The sequence below is a fragment of the Micromonospora sp. NPDC000668 genome (assembly GCF_042897975.1).
Taxonomy (GTDB): Bacteria; Actinomycetota; Actinomycetes; order Mycobacteriales; family Micromonosporaceae; genus Micromonospora.
This window is the reverse complement of sequence record NZ_JBIAYP010000014.1, coordinates 1-2,477: the sequence shown is the minus strand read 5'-3', so window position 1 is coordinate 2,477 and position 2,477 is coordinate 1. Positions and strand designations below refer to the sequence as shown.

The window sequence follows — 2,477 nt, the reverse complement described above, 5'->3', positions numbered from 1 at the left end:
GATTGTCCGGCGGTGTCCTACTCTCCCACACCCTCACGAGTGCAGTACCATCGGCGCTGGAGGGCTTAGCTTCCGGGTTCGGAATGTGACCGGGCGTTTCCCCTCCGCCATGACCGCCGTAACTCTATCGACATGTCAAACAACACCACACATGTGGTCTGTTGTTCGTTTATCGAGAGTTGCACAGTGGACGCGTAGCAGCTTAGTAGTCAAGTCCTCGGCCTATTAGTACCGGTCAACTGAACCCGTTACCGGGCTTACATTTCCGGCCTATCAACCCAGTCGTCTAGCTGGGGGCCTTACCCCCACAAAGTGGGGTGGGATACCTCATCTTGAAGCAGGCTTCCCGCTTAGATGCTTTCAGCGGTTATCCCTTCCGAACGTAGCTAACCAGCCGTGCCCTTGGCAGGACAACTGGCACACCAGAGGTTCGTCCGTCCCGGTCCTCTCGTACTAGGGACAGCCCTTCTCAAGTATCCTACGCGCACGGCGGATAGGGACCGAACTGTCTCACGACGTTCTAAACCCAGCTCGCGTACCGCTTTAATGGGCGAACAGCCCAACCCTTGGGACCTGCTACAGCCCCAGGATGCGACGAGCCGACATCGAGGTGCCAAACCATCCCGTCGATATGGACTCTTGGGGAAGATCAGCCTGTTATCCCCGGGGTACCTTTTATCCGTTGAGCGACACCGCTTCCACTCGCAAGTGCCGGATCACTAGTCCCGACTTTCGTCCCTGCTCGACCTGTCAGTCTCACAGTCAAGCTCCCTTGTGTACTTGCACTCAACACCTGATTGCCAACCAGGATGAGGGAACCTTTGGGCGCCTCCGTTACCTTTTAGGAGGCAACCGCCCCAGTTAAACTACCCACCAGACACTGTCCCTGAACCGGATAACGGTCCGAAGTTAGATACCCAAATCAACCAGAGTGGTATTTCAAGATTGCCTCCACCCATACTGGCGTATAGGTTTCACCGGCTCCCACCTATCCTACACAAGCTAATTCGAGTACCAATGTCAAGCTATAGTAAAGGTCCCGGGGTCTTTCCGTCCTGCCGCGCGTAACGAGCATCTTTACTCGTACTGCAATTTCGCCGGGCCTGTGGTTGAGACAGTGGGGAAGTCGTTACGCCATTCGTGCAGGTCGGAACTTACCCGACAAGGAATTTCGCTACCTTAGGATGGTTATAGTTACCACCGCCGTTTACTGGCGCTTAAGTTCTCCGCTTCGCCCCGAAGAGCTAACAGGTCCCCTTAACGTTCCAGCACCGGGCAGGCGTCAGTCCATATACATCGAATTACTTCTTCGCATGGACCTGTGTTTTTAGTAAACAGTCGCTTCCCCCTGCTCTCTGCGGCCATACAACGCTCCACCCGCGTGGGGCTTCACGTCTCCGGCCCCCCTTCTCCCTAAGTTACGGGGGCAATTTGCCGAGTTCCTTAACCACAGTTCGCCCGATCGCCTCGGTATTCTCTACCTGACCACCTGTGTCGGTTTGGGGTACGGGCCGCTAAGAACTCGCTAGAGGCTTTTCTCGGCAGCATAGGATCACTGACTTCACCTGAATCGGCTCGGCATCACGTCTCAGCCTTCATGTGTTGCGGATTTGCCTACAACACGGCCTACACGCTTACCCCGGCACAACCACCGGCCGGGCTCAGCTACCTTCCTGCGTCACCCCATCGCTTGACTACTACCCGTCAGGTTCCCACGCTCCCCAACATCAGCCCGAAGGCATCAGCTGGTTTGGGTGGTTAGCACAACGAGGTTCGTCAGGGACGCTCTTTCGCGGGTACGGGAATATCAACCCGTTGTCCATCGACTACGCCTCTCGGCCTCGCCTTAGGTCCCGACTCACCCAGGGCGGATTAGCCTGGCCCTGGAACCCTTGGTCATCCGGCGGAAGGGTTTCTCACCCTTCTTTCGCTACTCATGCCTGCATTCTCACTCGTGCCGCGTCCACAACTGGGTCACCCCGCTGCTTCACTCGCGGCACGACGCTCCCCTACCCATCCACACACCTGCACAAGGAATCAAGTCCAAGCGAGGTTAAAATGTGAATGCCACAGCTTCGGCGGTGTGCTTGAGCCCCGCTACATTGTCGGCGCGGAACCACTTGACCAGTGAGCTATTACGCACTCTTTAAAGGGTGGCTGCTTCTAAGCCAACCTCCTGGTTGTCTATGCGACCCCACATCCTTTTCCACTTAGCACACGCTTAGGGGCCTTAGCTGGTGATCTGGGCTGTTTCCCTCTCGACTACGAAGCTTATCCCCCGCAGTCTCACTGCCGCGCTCTCACTTACCGGCATTCGGAGTTTGGCTGATTTCGGTAAGCTTGTGGGCCCCCTAGACCATCCAGTGCTCTACCTCCGGCAAGAAACACGCGACGCTGCACCTAAATGCATTTCGGGGAGAACCAGCTATCACGGAGTTTGATTGGCCTTTCACCCCTAACCACAGGTCATCCCCCAA

Annotated in this window: 2 rRNA genes; both read right to left on the bottom strand. The window is 56.4% G+C overall.

From position 1 onward, the window contains the following. Window positions 1–4 precede the first annotated feature (4 nt). Window positions 5–121, bottom strand: a 5S ribosomal RNA gene (rrf, locus tag ACFY29_RS34850). Between the two features lie 84 nt (window positions 122–205). Beyond that, window positions 206–2,477 (bottom strand): 23S ribosomal RNA (locus ACFY29_RS34845); the annotation flags it as partial.